This is a genomic window from Methanomicrobia archaeon, assembly GCA_011049045.1.
Classification (GTDB): Archaea; Halobacteriota; Syntropharchaeia; order Alkanophagales; family Methanospirareceae; genus JACGMN01.
In genome coordinates this window covers 23469-43861 of sequence record DSCO01000028.1, presented here as the reverse complement: position 1 = coordinate 43861, position 20393 = coordinate 23469, and the positions used below count along the sequence as shown (strand labels likewise).

Annotated in this window: 11 protein-coding genes, 3 tRNA genes, 2 rRNA genes and 1 pseudogene; 12 read left to right on the top strand and 5 right to left on the bottom strand. The window is 54.9% G+C overall.

The features are described 5' to 3' along the window. Window positions 1-6 precede the first annotated feature (6 nt). The 4 genes from ENN68_03295 (at window position 7) to ENN68_03280 (ending at window position 6267) form a co-directional block, all read left to right on the top strand. The gene (locus ENN68_03295) at window positions 7-2709 is read left to right on the top strand and encodes a hypothetical protein (protein ID HDS45109.1); all 2703 of its coding nucleotides are present in this window, start codon (window positions 7-9) and stop codon (window positions 2707-2709) included. Then, window positions 2706-3758, top strand: coding sequence for a hypothetical protein (locus ENN68_03290; GenBank protein HDS45108.1), 1053 nt, complete (start codon window positions 2706-2708; stop codon window positions 3756-3758). The genes ENN68_03295 and ENN68_03290 overlap by 4 nt, the downstream gene beginning before the upstream one ends. A gap of 265 nt (window positions 3759-4023) precedes the next feature. Next, window positions 4024-4983, top strand: coding sequence for a 6-phosphofructokinase (pfkA, locus tag ENN68_03285; protein ID HDS45107.1), 960 nt, complete (start codon window positions 4024-4026; stop codon window positions 4981-4983). Window positions 4984-4998: 15 nt separating this feature from the next. Then, complete coding sequence (locus tag ENN68_03280; protein HDS45106.1) at window positions 4999-6267, top strand: aldolase; 1269 nt, start codon at window positions 4999-5001, stop codon at window positions 6265-6267. Between the two features lie 174 nt (window positions 6268-6441). Here the strand turns inward: ENN68_03280 and ENN68_03275 are convergent, their stop codons facing one another. From ENN68_03275 to ENN68_03260, 4 genes and pseudogenes are all read right to left on the bottom strand, one after another. Next, complete coding sequence (locus ENN68_03275; GenBank protein ID HDS45105.1) at window positions 6442-7002, bottom strand: DUF3795 domain-containing protein; 561 nt, start codon at window positions 7000-7002, stop codon at window positions 6442-6444. A 160-nt stretch (window positions 7003-7162) separates the two neighbouring features. Next, window positions 7163-8114 (bottom strand): annotated as a pseudogene (locus ENN68_03270) (L-lactate dehydrogenase). A 36-nt stretch (window positions 8115-8150) separates the two neighbouring features. Next, the gene (locus tag ENN68_03265; protein HDS45104.1) at window positions 8151-8585 is read right to left on the bottom strand and encodes a hypothetical protein; all 435 of its coding nucleotides are present in this window, start codon (window positions 8583-8585) and stop codon (window positions 8151-8153) included. A gap of 206 nt (window positions 8586-8791) precedes the next feature. Continuing rightward, window positions 8792-8865: transfer RNA gene (locus ENN68_03260), tRNA-Val, on the bottom strand. Window positions 8866-8998: 133 nt separating this feature from the next. Here ENN68_03260 and argJ point away from each other — a divergent pair. Then, complete coding sequence (gene argJ, locus ENN68_03255; GenBank protein HDS45103.1) at window positions 8999-10198, top strand: bifunctional ornithine acetyltransferase/N-acetylglutamate synthase; 1200 nt, start codon at window positions 8999-9001, stop codon at window positions 10196-10198. Between the two features lies 1 nt (window position 10199). On the opposite strand, the gene ENN68_03250 is transcribed toward argJ, so the two are convergent. Beyond that, window positions 10200-10796, bottom strand: coding sequence for a fumarate hydratase (locus tag ENN68_03250; GenBank protein HDS45102.1), 597 nt, complete (start codon window positions 10794-10796; stop codon window positions 10200-10202). Window positions 10797-10900: 104 nt separating this feature from the next. Here ENN68_03250 and ENN68_03245 point away from each other — a divergent pair, with 104 nt between their 5' ends. From ENN68_03245 to nrdD, 7 genes are all read left to right on the top strand, one after another. Beyond that, window positions 10901-12208, top strand: coding sequence for an NADP-dependent malic enzyme (locus ENN68_03245; GenBank protein ID HDS45101.1), 1308 nt, complete (start codon window positions 10901-10903; stop codon window positions 12206-12208). Window positions 12209-12428: 220 nt separating this feature from the next. After that, window positions 12429-13922 (top strand): 16S ribosomal RNA (locus ENN68_03240). 101 nt (window positions 13923-14023) lie between these two features. Continuing rightward, window positions 14024-14095, top strand: a tRNA-Ala gene (locus tag ENN68_03235). Window positions 14096-14268: 173 nt separating this feature from the next. Further along, window positions 14269-17124, top strand: a 23S ribosomal RNA gene (locus ENN68_03230). The 16S and 23S rRNA genes sit together here with 2 tRNA genes alongside, the layout of an rRNA operon. A gap of 213 nt (window positions 17125-17337) precedes the next feature. Continuing rightward, window positions 17338-17409: transfer RNA gene (locus tag ENN68_03225), tRNA-Cys, on the top strand. A 338-nt stretch (window positions 17410-17747) separates the two neighbouring features. After that, on the top strand, window positions 17748-18008 hold the full coding sequence (locus ENN68_03220) for a glutaredoxin family protein (protein HDS45100.1): 261 nt from the start codon (window positions 17748-17750) through the stop codon (window positions 18006-18008). Continuing rightward, a complete protein-coding gene (gene nrdD / locus ENN68_03215) occupies window positions 18005-20302 on the top strand; it encodes an anaerobic ribonucleoside-triphosphate reductase (protein ID HDS45099.1) in 2298 nt (765 codons plus the stop codon). Before ENN68_03220 ends, nrdD begins: the two co-directional genes overlap by 4 nt. Window positions 20303-20393: the final 91 nt, after the last annotated feature.

The following is a 20393-nucleotide window of genomic DNA, read 5'->3' as shown; positions in this document are numbered from 1 at the left end:
GGATAGATGGAAAAGGGAGAAGATACGGTTAATAGGATCGTCATTGGAATTGGCGGACAGGGTAGCGCCATCGTCAATAATATCCTGCGCATGCTGAAGTCCAAAGCTGGGAAAGTGCCCAAGAATGAAGAGTTCCTGATCATCGATACCGACCAGGCTTCTGCAAGTGCGTGCACTGAAGTCGAGGAGCGGAAGAAGATAATCCTCAGTAGACCGGATACCATCTTGATGAAGAACGCCAATCGTTGGCTTCCTGACCCATATCTCTCGGCTGCCGGTGCCGGTTGTGGCCAGCATCGGATCTACGGACGAGCGATGTATAATGTACACCGGGAGCGGATATTCAGTGCGATCGGCACGGCGGCATCGGAATTGAGAAACAGAACGGGTGGCAAGGACTTTTTTATCGTCATGGTGTGCGCATTCGGTGGTGGAACGGGCTCGAGCATGCTGCTCGATGTCGCGATCGATATCCGGGATTGGATTTCAAAACAGTTCGGGTCCGAGCCCGTGATCTTTGGCATGGGTATTCTCCCATCTAGCAAGGAATCCGCGCTCCCGACCGCGAATGCCCTTGGTACCCTGAAAGAGCTTCATTTCCTCATGTCACATACCGAGGACATCGTGGTCGAGGATAAGAATTATTCTAACCCCTTCAAATTGTTCTTCCTTCTGGGCAGGGACCTTCAAGGGCAGAATCGTGATGAAGAGCTGGAACGGGCAATACCGCGCTTCCTCCTCGACCTCGGGTTCCTCCCCGGAGGGGCAGTGGAGACGAAGGGTAAGTGGCTCGACCTCAATGACCTCCAGAACAGAGCACGCGGCTATGAAAACAGATTTGATTCCCTGGGTTACTACGAGTGTGTATTCCCTACCGAGAAATTGTTCTTGCTGTACGACATTGAGGATGAGATACCGGGTGTCCGGCAGCGATTGGTGGAGATAGAGGCGAAGATATCGGACATCCGTGGCAAGATAGATACTGAACGGGGCGAATTGGAGCGATTTGAAGGGCGGATACGGGAGATACAGCGCGAGATCGATAGCCATGAATCGGCGTCGGGGCTCTTTGCTCACCGGAATGCCGGTGCGATGTCGGACGCCCGGGAGAAGCTGGAAAGAGCACGTAAGAAAATAGCCGGCTTGAAGGAGGAGGTCTTCGACCTGGAGCTGCGGGCAAGCGATGCAGAAGAGGAGAAGCGGCTTACCGAGCGGAATTTAGAACGCTTGGAGGCGCTTAAGAGCAAACTACTCAGGGATATCACATCACCGCTGAATACCAGAAGCTACCATCAGATCGAATTATCGGACGAGGAGATACGGAGTTTGAAGAAGAGCAGGGAAGACCTCAAGAATCTCTCGTTCTTCGCGATCATGAAGAAACTCGGCAGAGAGGAGGAGTTCTTCCGGTGGACACATGCGCCCATCAACGAGGGCGATGTCATCTTCAACCCGATGGTGAACTACCGGCATTCTATCGAGAGCACCATGACGTCGCGCTATATAGATATTCTGCACGATTACGGCTTCCTCACCCTCGATGCGCTGGGTAACGTGGTGAACGAGGAGGAGAAGTTCGGGCACTTCATCGCGGTGTTGAGCACCCGGGCGGACAATTTTGATGATGCGCGGCTCGGCGGAGGAGCGTTTAAGACCATGGTGACGGAACGATTTGCAAAGGATGCAGATGTGCTGAAATTGGATACACCTGCACGGTCGCACAGCTTTGCTATCTACACGCTGATGATCGGACTGCAACCCTGGGCGCCGGGACCCGGGCTGCCGCCACGATTGCGAGAACTGGAATGGCTTGAGAAAGCGTACAGTGAAAGTGATTTCATTCGCTTGCAGCGGCATCATTCGCTCTTCTACGGCACCCCGAAACCCTTCTCTATTATCTCCGGATTATCCTATACGCCGGGCGCAGACGATAAAAACAGGGATACGGTAACGACGTACTGGAAGAATTACGAGATACTGGAGAAGGGTGCTATCTGGAATAACGTTCCGATCGTGCTTGCCCGGTGCTTGAAGATCTTCGACGATTTGCTTACCGGCTTGAATACGGCCGAGGACATCAAAAACATGCGCGTCCCTGATCCCGAGAGCTACTCGCTCGCGAATCTCACGATGCTGGTGCACGGGCTTGAAACCGCCAGTAAGAGCATGGAGAACGTGAAGCGATGGACGAAAGAGGCGGAACGCGGGTTTGTTGTCCTGAAGAGCGAGCTTGACGAGTTGATCGTGAGCTTGAAAGGCATGAACGCCGGTGCGCCTCCGGAAGATAAAGCCGGGCGGATGCAGAGGATGATCGATGACGCAGCACGAAATATGGAGATATTACTCGATCGGATCGACGACCTCTCGAACCGGTTCAGTACCGATGTAAAAACAGTCATTGACAACTCGATGGTGTTTCTCGGTAAGATACCTTCTGAGGATACCACGTCGAGCGTCATACGTCAGATCTCAAAAGCGGAAGCGGAGATCGCGAGGATACGGGAGGATAGCCTGCGGGTAGCAAAGGGGATCAAAGAGATGGGTGGCCCACTTGCACTGCTGTTGTCCTCGTTAAAAGACTTGAAAAAGCTAACCGAATCGGGTGAACTGCGTGCAGGGGGTGCATTTGGTGAAGCGCGGAAGGCGAACAACCAGAAGAGTGTGGAGCTTCCCGACCTCTCGCTTGATATGCGGAGGAAAGAAAAATGAGTAAGAACGGATTAGCTATCACAGCACTCGCCGTTTTGTCCTGCATACTTCTGGTTTTGGCTGGTGGAATCGTATCAGCGCAGCAGGACGTGCTGAGGCTGGACGGGGATGCATCGTATGTCCTTAATTTGGAAACGGGAAGTAAGCAGACCTACGTTGATTTTTTGAGGAGCAAACAATACGAAGGTGTCCGGCTGGAATTCAACATCCGCGTGAGCAAGACCGGGAATCCGATTCTCGATACCTATGTTCTGGAATTGCGGACAAATCTCGATAACCCGGAATGGAAGTTTGGTGATGATATTTACCATGCAGCGAATGTGCTCGTGTGGAAGGGTGCGGAAGCGCATGAAGCCCTTGTTCCGACGATTGTGCTCTCCGGCGATGTTCCCAAGCCGATAAAGAAGATCGCCGAGCCCGGGTTCGAGGCCTACGATATTTACGGCATTGGCGAAGGGGAAGTATACGTCGAGCTAACGGTGGGAACGACGCGAGACGGAGCGACGTTAGCGACCATTATACAGAAATTGGAGCCCTCGATGACGTTCTACTCAACAACCGAAAAAATCCAGGATGCTCAGAGCGCGATCGAGCGGAATCTGGAAGAGGCACGAGGTAAGATCGGCGAAACCGCTCTGGAAGCGGATATCCGGCGATTAGCGGAACAGGGGCATCCCGGTTGGGCATCCATCCTCTCTGAACATTATACTGACCTTTCAGTCCAGGCAGAGCCACCGCCGCTCATGCTCTATGCCCTGCTCTCAATGCTCCTCGGGCTGATAGTGGGTGCCGCATTTGTGTATATCTATGTCTCGCGAGGCGCGGGTAAAGGCGTGGACGTGAGTCAGATTTCCGCGGCGTTGAACGATACCTCCGGGCGACTCGAAGAAAAATCCAGCACACTGAATACGTTATCAGTAAAATTCGCGAGGAGCGAAGACGAGGAGAAGCGGAGTGTTGCCCGGGAATTGATCAAGATACGGGCAGGACTGAGTGAGATCTCGAACGAGATACGGACGATCGCTGATAAGATCAAAGGCTCCCGATAACGTTCGCACGGCGTTCTGAGGTCATACTGGGATAGGTGTCTTGTTGCCTCGCGGATAGCGGTGGGTGAGCGCTTGGTCGTGCATACGTTCGTTTGGTCTCGCCGAGCGCGTGAATCTAGCTCACTCAGCGTTGGGCCGCCGCTATTAAACGTCATGTCTGCATGCCTCGCGAGCGGTTCATGGGTTGCCAGCGAATGAGCTAGATAAACCTATAAAACGAATGCAGAACAAATAACAGACGTAAGAGTTGGTAACTAAGGCCATGATGAAACGAATTGCCGTTTTAACCACCGGCGGAGATGCCCCGGGCATGAATGCCGCCATACGGGCGGTAGTTCGGACTGCAGCATATCGTAGCGTGGAGGTACTGGGCGTTTTCCGCGGCTGGAGTGGTTTGATCAACGAGGAGTTAGAACTTATGGACCGTCGCACAGTTTCTGGTATCATCAATCAGGGTGGGACGATATTAAAGACCGCGCGCTGCCGGGAGTTTCACACAGAAGCTGGGCAGAAGCGGGCGTTTGAGACGGTTAAAAAACATGCTATTGACGGTATGGTCATCATCGGTGGAAACGGCAGTTTTGCCGGGGCACACGATTTTTTTAACAGATACAACGTGCGGTGCATCGGTGTCCCTGCGTCCATTGATAATGATATAAACGGCATCGACTTGACCTTTGGTGCTGATACTGCAGTAAATACCGCTTTGCGTGCCATTGACAATATCCGCGATACATCCACCAGCATGGAGCGGATTTTTGTGATAGAAGTAATGGGCAGGAATACCGGTTATATCGCGCTCACTGTAGCTCTGGCGGGCGGTTGCGAGGAGGTCATTATTCCTGAGCGGCCGTACGATCTCGAAGCCATCTGCCGGGACATTGCCCGGGGGAATGCACGCGGCAAAGCCAGCTGGATCATCGTGGTTGCCGAGGGTGCCGCGTCCGCAGCAGAGATTGCCCGTAAAATTACCGAGATGACAGGACGGGAAACGCGGCCGGTAGTTTTAGGGCATATCCAGCGGGGCGGCAGGCCAACGGCATACAGCCGTGATTTGGCCTTGCGGTTGGGCGGTGAAGCAGTAAATCGCCTCTTAGCGGGAGAGTACGATAAGGTCGTAGGGATCAGTGATAATAAGATTGTTACGGTAGATTTTGAGGTAGCCATTCAGCAAAAAGAGCTGGATGTGGAAAGTATCCACAATCTGATTCGTATTCTAACCTAGGGGGAGAGAAAAGGCATGGATGGAAAACCGCGAGAGATCGAGCAGTGGGTTAGGGGCATTATCCTGGCTGATACGGTTGAAACAAAGCAGCGGCTGGCCAAACGGATATTTGATATCGCGTATGAGCGCGGGATTTTTCCCGCCAGTATTAACGAGCTCTATATGGCACGGGGTCGAGGCGAACTGAGCGGTTTTACCGTGCCCGCAATAAATCTGAGGAGCATGACGTATGATCTGGCGTGTGCCCTATTCAGAGTGGCCGGGAGGAATGATTGCGGGGCATTCATCTTCGAGATTGCCCGGTCGGAGATTGGTTATACTGCCCAGCCGCCAATTGAATATGCCGCGGTGGTTCTGGCAGCGGCGATAACCGAAGATTACTCAGGCCCGGTTTTTATTCAGGGTGACCATTTCCAGGTAAAGACGAATATTTTTAAGGAGAACCCCGACAGAGAAGTAACAGGTCTGCAGGCCTTGATCGTCGAAGCGATAGGCGCAGGGTTCTACAATATCGACATCGATTCGTCGACACTGGTGGATTTATCCAAACCGGATGTACAGCACCAGCAGAAGGATAATTATGAAGTATGCGCGAAACTCACACAGTTTATCAGAAGCGTGGAGCCGCGCGGAGTTACCGTTTCTGTTGGCGGAGAAATAGGCGAGGTGGGCCGTCAGAATTCCACGCCTGAAGAGCTTCGTGCATTTATGGCCGGTTATACCGAAAGAATGAACCAGGGCTTAACCGGTATCAGCAAGATCTCGGTGCAAACGGGAACCTCCCATGGCGGGGTGGTCTTACCGGACGGATCGATCGCTCAGGTAAAACTCGATTTTGATACCTTGGAGATCTTAGCCGAGATTGCACGCGAAGAATACGGCCTGGCCGGCGCAGTACAGCACGGCGCATCAACGTTACCGGCAGAGGCATTTCATAAATTCCCGGAATGCGAAACTGCCGAAGTACATTTGGCCACGGAATTCCAGAATATGCTGTATGAATCCAAGCATTTTCCGACTGAACTCAAGGCGAAAATGTACGAATGGCTCAGAACTAATGCGGCACATGAAGCAAAGGTCGGTGAGACAGAGGAGCAGTTTTTGTATAGGACACGTAAAAAAGCATTCGGGCCATTCAAAAAAGAGATTATGAGCTTGCCCAGAGATGTACGTGATGCCATTGCAGCAGAAATAGAGGTTAAATTCGAGTTCATATTTAAGCAGCTCAATGCCGTCAATAATAAAGATTTTGTCAATGAATACGTAACTTTTAAACGGGTTTAATATGATAACATATACCGCAAATATTGTGGTAAACTATTTTTGCTGTCTCTTTATTTAACGCGGTATGGTCGGATGAAGCATAAGCTCGGGACGAAGCGAGCATATAAGCGAGCAAATAAAGCCGTTGGGACTGTAAAACCTGTAGAAATAATCAAGAAAACAATCGAGGATTTTTCATTTCCTTAACTTCAAATAATACTTTCTCTGCGTAGCAATTTCATCCAATTTGGAATGGAGTAATTTTGATTTATTTTTAATTGTTAGTCCTTCAGAATCATTTCTTGCTTTGGCTAATAACTCTTTTATTTCATCGATCTCTAAAACAGTAGCTGCAATACAGTAGTAACTTTTTGAACGTCCTTCATTAAATTCTTGTATCATCTCTCTTAATATTTGTTCTCTTATTTTTTGTGATTCTACAAATTGAGGCACTCCATTTTTTTGAATAAAGGCAATGTCCTCTTCGAGTTTTTGGTAACATTTGAACGAATCAACCCTTTTCCCTGCTGCTCTATGCTTCCTCCATTTTTCACACGTTTTGCTCTCTTCACAATCCCAACAAAATTCAACCTCTTTCTTCTTTATTGCACAAGTGATAAAAGGGCAACCAACGGCCATTCTGCTCTCACTTTTGCAGCCTAAACATCGACTTTTCGTGTTCATGAGATAATTAGGACAAACTCTGCAAGAAAGTCCGCATATTCCAATTTCCGGATATCTAATTTTTATAACCATCTAGGTCGTAGCCTGCGGCACGGGTAAGCAAGGCCTTGAGTCTTATCTATCTAGTGATTACGTGCTTCTCGATCTTCATCGCATAACTCCTTCCGGAGTTCCTGAATTTCGTGTCATTGGTGTGCAGCAGAAACTCGTAGCGCGGTATAGTAAGGGCGCCTTATATCCTGATACCGCTGATTATCTCCTTCAGCGCCTGCGCGGATCGGCGGAGTTGCTCCTGCTCGGTCGGGGGAGAGATCGAGCCGTAGAATTCCTTCCACGCCGCTGCGGTTCACGATTGCCGGAACACCCAGGCAGACATCATGTATGCCATAATAATCGTGGATAAGCGTGGAGACGGGGAGCACGGAATTCTCGTCTCTCAGGATGGCCGCCACGATCCGCACCAGAGCCAGAGCTATCGCGTAATAGGTGGCGCCTTTTGTCTCGATGATCTTATAGCCCGCGTTCTTCACCTCCTCGAACAGGGCACCCAATTCCGTCTTGTAATCGCATTGCATCTCACACTGGGGGCAGTACCGGGGGAAGAGCATCCCGCCTATATTCGCATGGCTCCACACCGGCAGCTCGGTGTCGCCATGCTCGCCGATAATATACGCGTGCACGTTTCGCGGGTCCACGCGGCAGTGCTGGCTGATGAGGAACCGGAACCGTGAGCTGTCCAGGACCGTTCCGGAGCCGATAACCCGCTGCGGTGGAAAACCTGACAGGTTTATCGTGAGATACGTCAGCACATCCATGGGATTGGAAACCACGAGCAGAATGGCATCTCCCTCCTGCTCCACAATGCTGGGGATAATCTGCTTGAAAATCGCTGCGTTTCGCTGCGTCAGGTCTATCCGCGATTCGCCCGGCTTTTGTTTGGCCCCTGCGGTGATCACCACGATGTCCGCATCCTTACAACCTTCGTAGCCCGCGGCATAGATGCGCACCGGCTGCACAAAGCTGGCACCGTGGTTGAGATCCATGCATTCCCCTTCGGCCTTGTTTATATCCCGCCCGATGAGCACGATCTCACGCGCAAGCCCGCTGATCATCAAGGCGAACGCGAAGGTGCTGCCGACGTTTCCCGGGCCCACGATCGCCACTTTCGAACGCGTTGCCTGCATTGTTACCTCGCTCTCTTTCAGAGGTGTGATATCGCCCTAGGAAGGCTTATAGACCTCTGTCTTGCTTTCCCAGCTCTCTCGCCACTCGATCTTCTCAATGCGTATCTTGAAGAGGCAGAAATCCGGAGATCCGGGGCCCTCAGGAAAGAACTTCGACAGATCGAAGGGTGCGATCTCCCACACCCGCTTCTTCTGATCATGATCGCCGATTGGGTGTGCCTCGCCGGTGACGATCGCCACCTTGTCGCCGCCGGGGTGCTCCACAAAGGAGAGGGCGATCCGGGGGTTCGCCCTGATCTGCTCAACCTTATGTGAGCTGCAGTGGGTCGCGACCCAGAGGGCGAGGTCGTCCTCCACGATGGGCGCCACCGGTCGAACCCGCGGCTGGGTGCCGTCACAGGTGGCAAGATGCGCGCCAAAGAAGTTCTTCTTCATGATCTCCACTATCTTTGACTTTTCTGCTTGGTTCATTTTTACTCACCTTCCTCCAAATGGGGGGTTATGAGCGAAAAAGTTCCCGGTAAAACCGCGCCCCCCGTTACTCTCTCTAAAGATCCTCAGATACATAAGCTTTTCACCTTCCTCGCAGCCATCCCTCCACCGGTGCAGAAAAGCGCCGGCGGTCGGATCCATCGGAAAGAATAGATAACAACAGAAGCCGGTTCGCAAAATAAGAATGGGCTCGATGCGATTCGAACGCATGGCCTCCGCCTCGTGAAGGCGGTGTCATAACCAACTAGACCACGAGCCCTACCCCTCTCGCTTCTTTACGTGTAGATACATCAGGAGACAACTTTAAATAATTTTTCTTTTGTGTGTATGCTCTATGGGTATGATAAGGGTGAAGTGGAGCAGGAATCGCGGGGCAGGGCTTTGAGCAAAACATGAAGTTCGAGATGATCAAGGGCGGCATTTGCGCGGTCAAAGGCGTCAGAGCATATGGGCGCAAAGACGGGAAGTTCGGCTTGACACTGATAGCGGGCAAAGGCACCGTTGCAGGCGCATTCACAATCAATAAGCTGCGAGCGGCGCCGACTGAGTTCACTGTGAAGCAGGTCGCTCGCGGTCAGTTGAGCGCGATCATAGCGAATAGCGGCTGTGCCAACTGCTTCACCGGCGAGCAGGGAATGCGGAACGCAGAGAAGATGGCAGAGCTTGCGGCAACGGCATTGCAGGTACCGAAAGCTGAGGTCGCGGTGCTTTCAACCGGCTCGATAGGCACGCAACTCGACATGGCGCTGATCGAGCGGCAGCTCGGAGCGGTCCTCGAAGGTGTGACCGTCGAACCAAACGGGAGCATGGCCGCAGCGCGAGGCATCATGACCACCGACACCTTTCCCAAAGAGGTGGCGGTGCGCATCGAGGATGAGAGCGGCGGATCGGTGGTCATTGGCGGCATTGCCAAAGGTTCGGGTATGATTGCGCCGCACTTGAACACGGCCACTATGCTCGCGGTCCTTTACACCGACGCCGCTGTAGCGACTGAAACGCTGCGGAGCTGTCTCCAGGACGCGGTTGACGATTCGTTCAATATGGTCCTTGTGGACGGCGATATGAGCACGAACGATTCCGTGCTGGTCGTTGCCACCGGCCAGCGCGGGGCGATCGGTATAGAAACCTTCAAAGAGGGGTTAACGGTGGTCTGTCAGGCGCTGGCGAAGCTGATGGCGCGGGACGGTGAGGGCGCGACAAAGTTCGTCGAGGTGACGGTACGTGACGCGCAGTCCGTTGCGGATGCCCGTGAAGCTGCACGAGCGATCCTCAGGTCACCGCTGGTGAAGAGTGCTATCTTTGGCGAACGGCTCGACCTCGTTTGCGGCCGTACCATTGCCGCGCTTGGGGCGGCGTGCCTCACCGGTGAACTTGACCAGCGCAAGCTTACCATCAGTATACAGAGTAACAGCACCGAGGTACTCGCCGTGCAGAACGGCCTGTTCCTGAAGCTCTCGGAGTCCGAAAGATCGATCATGACGGCAAAAGAGCTCTTCCTGACCGTGGATCTCGGAACGGGCGGCGGCGCCGAAGCCACTGCATGGGGCTGCGATTTGTCCTATGACTACGTGAAGATCAACGCCGCGTATTAGGTTACCCGCTCGATGGTGCTGTCCCGGCGCGGAGATTTCGCCGGGCCGCTTCGGCGATCTCCTCATAAAGGCTGTTACCGTGCGCATCCATGCTCACCACGAGCGGCCCGAAGTCTTCCACTCGGAGTTGCCAGACCGCCTCGGCCAGCCCCAGATCTTCCCAGTAGACCGCTTCTACTTCTTTGACTTGCGTAGCAGCTAACACAGCCGCACCGCCGGTCAGGGCGAAGTACACGCAGCCATAGCGCGCCAGTGCCGCTTTCGTCGCGCTGCCCATGCCACCTTTTCCGATGAGCCCGCGGATCTGAAGCTGTTCGACGACCTCGGGCGTAAACGCCTCCATGCGCGTGCTCGTGGTCGGGCCCGCAGCAATGATCTCCCACACGCCACCGCGCAGTCTCACCACCGGCCCGCAGTGGTACAGTATCGCGCCGCGGGGTATCGGGATCTCTGCGTCAGCGCCGCGGCGGGCAAGCGCGATAATGCGCTCGTGCGCCCTGTCGCGTGCCGTGTAGACCTCGCCACTGAGCTGCACGATATCACCGACCCGCAGTCGTTTCACCTCACCGGCATCCACCGGCGTGATCACGCGCTTCATGCACTCGTTCCTCTGTAACGAAAGCGCCATCTACTTCAACCTTTAATAGATTTCGCGCTTCTTAACACTAACCTACCACGAGCGAGCCTCAGATAGCTAGATACATGAACGAGCACGAGAACGCAGCGGCGAACGAGCAGTTGCAGGCGGCGAACAAGCCGAACGAGCTTGCTCTGGAGTACCATACGCGTTACGCCGGCAAGATAGAAATCGGGCTGAAGGCGCCCGTTACCAGTTACGACGAGTTCGCGATCTGGTACACGCCCGGCGTTGCGGTTCCCAGTCGTGCAATCCATGAGCACCGTGAGTATGTGTACGAGTACACGAACAAGGGTAACTTCGTGGCCATCGTTACGGATGGCACGCGCGTGCTGGGCCTGGGCGATGTGGGCCCAGAAGCGGCGCTGCCCGTGATGGAGGGCAAAGCTATGCTCTTCAAATATCTCGGCGGTGTTGATGCGTTCCCCATCTGCCTGGCCACGAGGGACGAAGAAACGATTATCACCGTTGTAAAGGCGCTCGCACCCACCTTTGGCGGTATTAATTTAGAAGATATCGAGAGCCCAAAATGCTATCAACTGCTCGAGCGGTTACAGGAGGAGCTCACGATGCCGGTCTGGCATGATGACCAGCAGGGCACCGCGCTCGTGATCCTCGCGGGTTTGATCAACGCCCTGAAGCTCGTGGGCAAGCGGCGCGACGAGGTGACCATCTCGCTCATCGGCGCGGGCGCGGCGAATATCACGGTCGCGAAGTATCTGCATCTTGCCGGCGCGCGCTGGGAGCATATGATCATGGTGGATAGCAAAGGGATCCTGAACCCGGCGAGAACGGACGTGCGGGCCAATGCGCGGAAGTGGGCGATCTGCCAGCAGACGAACCGCGAGGGGCGAAGCGGCGGCATTCCCGAAGCGATGCGTGACACCGACGTGTGCATCGCGCTCTCGACACCCGGGCCAGGGGTGATCCGGAAGGAGTGGGTCGCGCAGATGGCCGATGAGGCGATCCTCTTCGCCGCCGCGAATCCGGTCCCCGAGATCTGGCCCTGGGAGGCGGAAGAAGCGGGCGCGCGGATCGTCGCCACCGGGCGGTCAGATTTCAAGAACCAGATCAACAATTCGCTGGGGTTTCCCGCGGTCTTCCGGGGCGCTTTGGACGTGCGTGCAACGTGCATCACGGATGAGATGTGCATCGCGGCTGCCGGTGCGATCGCGCGCTATGCGGAAGAGCAGGGGTTGCAGGAGGATGCGATTATTCCGAGCATGGAGGAGCGCGAGATGTACGTTCGTGAGGCCTGTGCGGTCGGGCTGAAGGCGATCGCGCAGGGCGTTGCAGACCGGCAGCTGAGCGCGGCCGCGGTGGAATCAGCGGTACGGGCGCACCTGTATCCCGGGCTGGCGAAAACTTTATAAGATCACATACCTATCTCTAATTGTAGCACCGGCGTCGACTTCGATTACGGGGATACCCAGCAGATGAGAAGTTGACTTCCGCTACACTTCAGAAGAAGGTGATGGGGACACGAACCAAAGGATTGTCGTGTCCGACTGGGAAGCAAAAAACCCAATCTGGCGAGCCAGTAGATCTGATTGGTAACGTCAGGTGTGTGCCATAAAAGTAACCCTGCCAGTAACACTGGTTGATCCTGCCAGAGGCTACTGCTATCAGAGTTCGATTAAGCCATGTTAGTCGAGGGTGCCCCTCCCTCCTCGGAGGGTGGAGTAACCCGGCGGACGGCTCAGTAACACGTGGACAACTTGTCCTGCGGTCCGGGATAACCCCTGGGAAACTGGGGCTAATACCGGATAGAGCACCGATCGCTGGAATGCGCGATGCTCCAAGGCTCCGGCGCCACAGGGTAGGTCTGCGGCCGATTAGGTTGTTGTTAATGTAACGGATTAACAAGCCTACGATCGGTATGGGTTGTGAGAGCAAAAGCCCAGAGATGGGTTCTGAGAGAAGAACCCAGGTCCTACGGGACGCATCAGGCGCGAAAACTTTACACTGTGCGCAAGCACGATAAGGGAACTCTGAGTGCCTCCACAGGAGGCTGTTCAGGTGTCTAAAACGCATCTGAAGGAAGGGCTGGGTAAGACCGGTGCCAGCCGCCGCGGTAACACCGGCAGCCCAAGTGGTGGCCATTATTACTGGGTCTAAAGCGTCCGTAGCCGGCCTGGTAAGTTCCTTGGGAAATTTGACCGCTCAACGATCAAGCTTCCAGGGAATACTGCCGGGCTTGGGACCGGGAGAGGTCAGAGGTACCTCAAGGGTAGGGGTGAAATCCGTTAATCCTTGAGGGACCGCCAGTAGCGAAGGCGTCTGACCAGACCGGATCCGACGGTGAGGGACGAAGGCTAGGGGAGCGAACCGGATTAGATACCCGGGTAGTCCTAGCTGTAAACGATGCGGGCTAGGTGTTGGCATTACTGCGAGTGATGCCAGTGCCGAAGGGAAGCCGTTAAGCCCGCCATCTGGGGAGTACGGTCGCAAGGCTGAAACTTAAAGGAATTGGCGGGGGAGCACTACAACGGGTGGAGCCTGCGGTTCAATTGGATTCAACGCCGGAAATCTCACCGGAGGCGACAGCAAGATGAAGGCCAGGCTGAAGACCTTGCCCGATTAGCTGAGAGGTGGCGCATGGCCGTCGGCAGTTCGTGTCGTGAAACATCCTGTTAAGTCAGGCAACGGGCGAGACCCGTGCCCACAGTTGCCAGCATCTCTTCCGAGAGGATGGGCACTCTGTGGGGACTGCCGCCGCTAAGGTGGAGGAAGAAGCGGGCCACGGTAGGTCAGTATGCCCCGAATCCTCCGGGCTACACGCGTGCTACAATGGATGGTACAATGAGTATCGACCCCGAAAGGGGGAGATAATCTCCTAAAGCCATCCCTAGTTGGGATCGAGGGCTGCAACTCGCCCTCGTGAACATGGAATCCGTAGTAATCGCCCCTCAAAACGGGGCGGTGAATATGTCCCTGCTCCTTGCACACACCGCCCGTCAAGCCAGCCGAGTGGGATTTAGGTGAGGCCATCCTTCTTGGGGTGTTCGAACCTAGGTCTCGTAAGGGGGGCTAAGTCGTAACAAGGTAGCCGTAGAGGAATCTGCGGCTGGATCACCTCCTAATCAATTCATCCTCTCCAATCAGAGCTGAAAGTATCGCCGGATTGTGGGTGAGCTTCTCATAACTTTACTTTATCACATGGTGTATAGCTAGCTGGGAGATGGGCCGGGCTCGTAGATCAGTGGAAGATCGTCGCCTTTGCGAGGCGAAGGCCCTGGGTTCAAATCCCAGCGAGTCCATACATTTACATGTGTGTGGAACTGACGGTGAGGAAATAAATGCACCTAGCAACCTCGGGTGTTGCTAGGGAAGTACCGATGGCGGGGCACGGTCTCCGCCAGATGAGGTGTGTAAACGCACTTGACAACTCTGACATCCAATGGGCTTAGTGAGACTGGTGATCATGCCATTTAGCGGATGGCTCGGCTCAAGCGCTGAAGAAGGGCGTGCCAAGTTGCGATATGCCTCGGGTAGGCACAGGGAGCCTTTGATCCGAGGATGCCCTAATGGGAACTCTTGACTCTTTGAGTCGATCCGTTGGGATCGGGAACGCTCTGAATTGAAACATCTCAGTAGGAGCAGGAAAAGAAATCAATTGAGATGCCGTGAGTAACGGCGAGTAAAAGCGGCAGAGTTCAAACCGAATCCCTTCTTGAAAGAGGAGGGAGATGTGGTGTGGTAAGTACGGGTTAAGAGCCCGCCCTATTGAAGCTGAAGTCCTCTGGAATGAGGCGCCAGAGAGAGTGAGAGCCTCGTAAGCGCAAGATAGAGGGCTTGACCCGTCACTTGAGTACCGTAGGTCGGAATTCCTGCGGGAAGCTGGGGGCTACCAACCTCCAAAACTAAATACGTCTTGAGACCGATAGCGGAGTAGTACCGTGAGGGAAAGCTGAAAAGTACCCCAAGTAAGGAGGTAAAAAGAGCCTGAAACTAAATGGTGACAGAGTGATACGGCTCGGAAGTGATGACGCGATCCGAAGGAGCATCTCGCGAGGGATTAGTACGAGGATCGCTGAACAGGGTCGTATCTTACGTTCTGGAGAACGGGCCAGGGAGTATATCTCAGTGGTGAGGCTAACCGGAAATCGGGAAGCCGTAGGGTAACCAATAGGTTCGCATTCGCAAGAAGAGGAACAGCGTATGAACTGCGCGGAATCACTGGGATATGACCCGAAGCCGGGTGATCTAAGCGTGGGCAGGCTGAAATTCTTCGAAAGGAGAATGGAGGGCCGAACCGGTGATGATTTGCAAATCTCTCGGATGACCTGCGTTTAGTGGTGAAAGGCCAATCAAACCCGGCAATAGCTGGTTCCCCTCGAAACATACCGTAGTATGACCCGATCGGAGATGGATGGCGCTGTAGAGCAACCGATTGGGGGATACGGGGTCGAAAGACCTCGCCCCCCTGTCAAACTCCGAAGGTGCCATCGTCGTAGAGGATCGGAGTCCGGGCTAGGGGGTAAGCTCCTAGTCCGTGAGGGAATGAACCCAGACTGGGGTTAAGGTCCCTAAGCGTCGGCTAAGTGTTAACACTAAAGGGCGTTGCAGACCACAAACAGCTGGGAGGTTAGCTTAGAAGCAGCTATCCTCTAAGGAGTGCGTAACAGCTCACCAGCCGAGGTTTGCAGCACCGAAAATGGATGGGGCTGAAGCCGACCACCGATACCCCAGGGCTCCGCAAGGAGATCCGGTAGAGGGGCGTTCTGTCTGGGTAGAAGCATCTCTGTGAAGGGGTGTGGACCGGGCAGAAACGAGAATCCTGGCATGAGTAGCAGCATAGTTGGGTGTGAATCCCAACCGCCGAAGGGGCTAGGTTTCCTTGGCAATGTTCGTCAACCAAGGGTTAGCCGGTCCTAAGATATGTCCCAATTGGAGCATGTCAAAAGGGAAACAGGTTAATATTCCTGTGCCGTCCAGCCTATGTACTTCGAGTACACCTGACGCTTCTGGGTAGATTGAGCGGTGTCGTCGCACCGTCCAAGCATCGAAGCCCATGGAGAGCCGTAATGGCGAGAAGTGGGTGAATATGTGATGGCGGAAGTCAGTTGAGCCCAGGGGCCCGTGAAAAAGGCGGCTGGATGTCCGTACCGAGAACCGACACAGGTGCCCCTAGCTGAGAAGGCTTAGGCGTGTCGGGTTACTCCAGCTAAGGGAAATCGGCAAAATAGCCCTGTAACTTCGGGATAAGGGGTGCCTGCTTCGTGAGCAGCAGGTCGCAGTGACAAGGGAAGGCTAACTGTCTAATAACAACATAAGCGACCGCAAGTCCGTAAGGATGTGTACGGTCGCTGACTCCTGCCCAGTGTGGGTATCTGAAAGCCCTTTTCAAGGGGACGAAGGACCTATAAACGGCGGGGGTAACTCTGACCCTCTTAAGGTAGCGTAGTACCTAGCCGCTTAATTGGCGGCTTGCACGAAAGAAGGAATGAGCCTTCTACTGTCCCTAGCTGGAACCCGGTGAAAATTCTATCCTGGTGAAAAGGCCAGGGACCCCCAAGGGGAAGCGAAGACCCCGTGGAGTTTTACAGCAGCCTGCCGTTGAGCCACGACTTCGGATGTAGAGCGTAGGTAGGAGGCGCTGAAGTGCTTTCGCTAGGAAGCATGGAGCCACCAATGGAACACTACCCTTTCGGAGTTGTGTCCCTCACTCGCAAGAGAACACCGGTAGGTGGGCTGTTCAGGTGGGGCGCCATACCCTTGAAAAGATATCGAGGGTGCTCTAAAGTTGACTCAGGTGGGTCAGAACTCCACCGTAGAGTGTAAGAGTAAAAGTCAGCCTGACGTGACCTCGCATAGCAGGAGGTCACGAGACGAAAGTCGGATCTAGCGAACTTTTAAGGCTCATTGGTGGGGCCTAAAAACATCAGAAAAACTACCCCGGGGATAACGGAGTTGTCTCCAGCGAGAGTTCACATCGACCTGGAGGTTTGCTACTTCGATGTCGGCTTTCTCCATCCTGGCTGTGCATCTGCAGCCAAGGGTAAGACTGTTCGTCTATTAAAGGAGATCGTGAGCTGGGTTTAGACCGTCGTGAGACAGGTCGGTTGCTATCTACTGGGGGTGCATTGAGGTCTGAGGAGAAGCTGCTTTTAGTACGAGAGGAACAAGGCAGCGGCGCCACTGGTCTACCGGTTGTCCGACCGGGCATTGCCGGGCAGCTACGCGCTCATGGATAAGAGCTGAAAGCATCTAAGCTCGAAGCCATCCCCAAAAAGAGACCTCTTAAGGACACCGCTAGAAGAGCGGTTTGATAGGGCTGGGGTGTGAGACTCGAGGTGAAAACCGAGATTTTTAGCCCGCAGCTACTAACGTCCGCACCGGACTCTCTCGCTGAGCTCAGATGAAATCAGAGTTGCAAGTGCGTTTGCCCTTCCTTTTCCTCACCTTCTCCTTCTTTTTGCACGAGCACGTGACCACGGTTAGTGAAACCCAGGCACACAACCTATTTTAGCTCTCAGCGCTATCAACAAGAGAGAGGTGGGCCAGGGTGGCGGAGCGGCTACGCGGCTGACTGCAGATCAGCTACACCCCAGTTCGAATCTGGGCCCTGGCTTCCCGGCATTCCCACCGTGGTATGGTATCCGTGGGTCGTGGCGCCGGTCCGCATACTGCTCGGGGCACTGCTGCTTTTGCTCAAATACGGCTCTTAACAGCTAGTAACGCTCAGAGTAGCGTGCAATCGAGGGTTTTAATAGGGCGGAGCGAGAGTGCGTGCGCGCGTTGGAGTGGAAGAGGCGGTTATTAAAGTTTACGCAACGAAGCCCGGTCAGAATTTGACCTGCTATACGTCCTCAGAACTGGATGCGACCGAGGGTTTTAATAGGGTGGAGCGACAATGGATCTGCAAGAGTCTTCAGCTTTTTTTGTGGTCGCGCAGTGGAGTGGAAGAAGATGGGTATAAAGGTTTACACAACGAACGTTTGTCCGAATTGTAAGCTCGTCAGGGAGTTCCTGGCAGCCGAGGGCGAGCAGGTTGAAGAGGTGGATATCACGACAGCGGAGGCGCTGACCGAGCTGCGGATGACGGGCGTCTTCACGATGATCACCCCCGTCGTGCAGATCGGGTCGCGGTTTCTCACCGCAGAGGTCTTGTTTGACGGTGAGGTATTACGGAAGGATATGCTGAAAGCAGCGTTAAAGAATGAGGGATGAGCATGAACCGACTTTTTGGTATCGAGAATGGCTCGGTCCAGACCACGCTGGACGGGATGCGATTACGTTTTCCCAAGGTACGAACCAGCGATGGACATATTGTTGAGTGGGATCGGGAAGCGATCGTGAAGCAGCTTCTCCGTGAGACCACGTTGGGTGCGAAATTCTACGGTAAGCCCTCGATAGACGAGGAGACGGCGCGTGGAATCGCGAGGGAGGCGGAGCTACGGATCAAGGTGATGGGCATCGCGCAGCTCTCTGGCGCGCTCGTGCGCGAGATCGTGAACCAGATCTTGCTGGAAGAGTACAAGGAGCAGGAATGGCGAAACGTCTGCACCCGGGTTGGTACGCCGGTCTACGACGCGCATTTGATCGACGTTGGCGAGGGCTTCGAGGCAAACGAGAACGCTAATCTGCAGGAGAACGCGGAGACCTCGCACAAGAAGAAGGCGGACAAGATCTGCAAGGAGCAGTATCTCTTGTTGTTGCCGCCGAAGCTCGCTGATCTGCACCTCAGCGGCGATCTGCACATCCACGATCTCGAATATTTCGGCACGCGCGGGTTCTGTCAGGACTGGGACCTGCGGTACTTCTTCTATTACGGCCTGATGCCGGATGGCTCGGGCACGAAGGCATCGGTCGCCGGCCCCGCGAAGAAGCCTGAAGTGGCGATCCTGCACGCGGTCAAGATATTAGGGAGCGCGCAGACGAACTTCGCGGGCGGCCAGGGCTTCTTCAATTTCCTCACCTTCATCGCGCCCTACCTGGAGGGCTTATCGTACGATGAGATCGAGCAGTTGATGCAGATGTTCGTCTACGAGATGACGCAGATGCAGGTGGCACGCGGCGGGCAGCTGGTCTTCTCATCGGTACAGCTCACACCCGGTGTGCCGAAGATCTGGAAAGATAAGCCCGTGGTGTACAAGGGTAACGTCTGGGACGGCGAACGGGCGCCGTTGCGAACCTACGGTGAATACGAGCGCGAGGTGCGGCTGGCCTTCGAGGCGCTGATGAACGTGATGCTGCAGGGCGATTACTGGGGCAAGCCGTTCAACTTCCCGAAGCCCGAGATCGCGATCGAGCCGTTCTTCCTGACCGAGGACGAGCCGTTCAATACCGCGCATCCGGAGTTGCCCACGTATTCGGAGCTCTATGACCTGGCGTTCCAGCTGACCGCGAAGTACGGGTCACCGTATTTCGATAATAAGATCCCGGAGTATCGCGGCGCGGGCGAAGGCGTGTCCTGTTACCAGTGCTGCGCGTACAGCTTCAAGACCTCGCCGGACGATGTGGACTTCAAGGACAAGATGTACTTCAGGAACGGCGCGCACTTCACCATGGGCGGCTGGCAGGTGATCACGCTTAACTGCCCACGGGCCGCTTATCGGGCTGATCACGACGACGAGCGGCTGTTTGCGGAGCTGAAGCGCCTGATGGACCGCGCGGTCGAGGTGCTGAAGATCAAGAAGCGGTGGATGCAACAGATCATCGAGAGCGGACGGATGCCGTTCGCAACGCAGCGGCCGAAGGATCCGCACACGGGCGAGAAGGGCACGATGGCCGTTCATCTCGACGAGCTCGTGTATATCATCGGTGTGGCGGGCATCAACGAGATGGTGCAGTACCATTACGGGAAGCAGCTCCACGAGGACGAAGGCGCGTTACGGCTCGCCGTGCACGCGATGACCGTGATGGAGTTGTACGCGAAGGCGCTCTCGCAGCGCGAGGGCATGACGATCAGCTTCTCACGCACGCCCGCGGAGACCGTAGTGCAGCGGTTCGCCGTGGCCGATCTCTTGAACCAGGAGTTCAGGGAGAACGCGTTGAGCGTGGTGAAAGGCGACAGCGAGACCGCACTGGCGCGGATCCACGAGACGCGTGATCTGCCTATTTACTACACCAACGGGACGCACGTACCCCCCGCCGCGAAGATCTCACTGGCTGAGCGGATCGAAATCGAGCACCGGTTCTTCCCCATCGTGGACGGCGGGAACATCATGCACATCTTCCTCGGCGAAGGGTATCCCGATCCACGCGGCGTTAAGAGTCTGGCGATGAAGATCGCAAAGAACACGCAGACGGGCTACTTCGCCTTCACCAAGGATCTGACGGTCTGTAAGGCCTGCGCGCATGTCTCGATGGGGCTGCGAGAGCTGTGTGAGCACTGCAACTCGGACAACCTCGATTACATATCAAGGATAACGGGCTACCTGCAGGCGGTGAGCGGCTGGAACGCGGGCAAGCGCCAGGAATTAAAGGATCGGATGCGCTACGGCGGGGACGAGGTGCGGTAACCGGGGTTGTAGACACGTAAAGCCCGCTGTACAGTCCGAACGTGCGTAAAGCGAGAAGAACGTGCGTGCAGGTTACGACTAGACGGCGGGT

Coding starts and splice junctions, on each gene's coding strand:
- nrdD (HDS45099.1), top strand. CDS start 18,005: ATGAGCATGAACCGACTTTTTGGTATCGAGAATGGCTCGGTCCAGACC.
- ENN68_03275 (HDS45105.1), bottom strand. CDS start 7,002: ATGGTTATAAAAATTAGATATCCGGAAATTGGAATATGCGGACTTTCT.
- ENN68_03220 (HDS45100.1), top strand. CDS start 17,748: ATGGGTATAAAGGTTTACACAACGAACGTTTGTCCGAATTGTAAGCTC.
- ENN68_03250 (HDS45102.1), bottom strand. CDS start 10,796: ATGAAGCGCGTGATCACGCCGGTGGATGCCGGTGAGGTGAAACGACTG.
- argJ (HDS45103.1), top strand. CDS start 8,999: ATGAAGTTCGAGATGATCAAGGGCGGCATTTGCGCGGTCAAAGGCGTC.
- ENN68_03280 (HDS45106.1), top strand. CDS start 4,999: ATGGATGGAAAACCGCGAGAGATCGAGCAGTGGGTTAGGGGCATTATC.
- pfkA (HDS45107.1), top strand. CDS start 4,024: ATGAAACGAATTGCCGTTTTAACCACCGGCGGAGATGCCCCGGGCATG.
- ENN68_03245 (HDS45101.1), top strand. CDS start 10,901: ATGAACGAGCACGAGAACGCAGCGGCGAACGAGCAGTTGCAGGCGGCG.
- ENN68_03265 (HDS45104.1), bottom strand. CDS start 8,585: ATGAACCAAGCAGAAAAGTCAAAGATAGTGGAGATCATGAAGAAGAAC.
- ENN68_03295 (HDS45109.1), top strand. CDS start 7: ATGGAAAAGGGAGAAGATACGGTTAATAGGATCGTCATTGGAATTGGC.
- ENN68_03290 (HDS45108.1), top strand. CDS start 2,706: ATGAGTAAGAACGGATTAGCTATCACAGCACTCGCCGTTTTGTCCTGC.